The 673-nt window shown below is 44.6% G+C and carries 1 protein-coding gene; it reads left to right on the top strand.

Translation table 11 applies throughout. From position 1 onward, the window contains the following. Positions 1-558, top strand: a 558-nt coding sequence (locus tag IEV84_RS16680; RefSeq protein WP_188495877.1) for a zinc-binding dehydrogenase, incomplete at its 5' end; no start/stop codon positions are given. Between the last annotated feature and the right edge of the window lie 115 nt (positions 559-673).

The following is a 673-nucleotide window of genomic DNA, read 5'->3' as shown; positions in this document are numbered from 1 at the left end:
TTTATTGAAGCTGCTAGCCTTCCCTTGGCTATTGAAACTGCCCATGAAGGGCTTGAAAGAGCTGAACTTTCTGCTGGTAAATCCGTCCTTGTTTTGGGAGGCGCTGGGGGTGTTGGAACACATATTATTCAGCTTGCAAAGCATGTTTTTGGTGCTTCCAAAGTAGCAGCTACTGCAAGCACTAAGAAACTGGATTTGTTGAGAACCTTGGGTGCTGATTTGGCTATCGATTACACCAAGGAGAACTTCGAGGACCTGCCAGAGAAATTTGATGTAGTGTATGATGCAGTTGGGGAGACAGATAAGGCTGTGAAGGCGGTGAAAGAAGGCGGGAAGGTTGTAACAATAGTAGGTCCAGCAACGCCACCGGCTATCCTTTTTGTGCTTACCTCTAAAGGGTCTGTGTTGGAGAAACTGAAGCCTTACTTGGAGAGTGGGAAGGTGAAGCCAGTTCTTGATCCCACAAGTCCATATCCCTTTACTAAAGTTGTTGAAGCATTTGGTTACCTTGAGAGTTCCAGAGCTACCGGAAAGGTGGTTGTGTATCCCATCCCATGAGGTTGAGAGTGTATGTGTGAATGATCTATGAGACTATGATTGTGTAGAGTCCATTTCCTTCCTCTTGTATGTGTGTAGCAGTATATTTTAATCTTGAAGCCTTGTAATAATGAAT

The sequence above is a fragment of the Flavobacterium palustre genome (genome assembly GCF_014639535.1).
Classification (GTDB): Bacteria; Bacteroidota; Bacteroidia; order Flavobacteriales; family Flavobacteriaceae; genus Flavobacterium; species Flavobacterium palustre.
The sequence above is the reverse complement of the archived record's forward strand: the minus strand, read 5'-3'. Positions and strand labels throughout refer to the sequence as shown.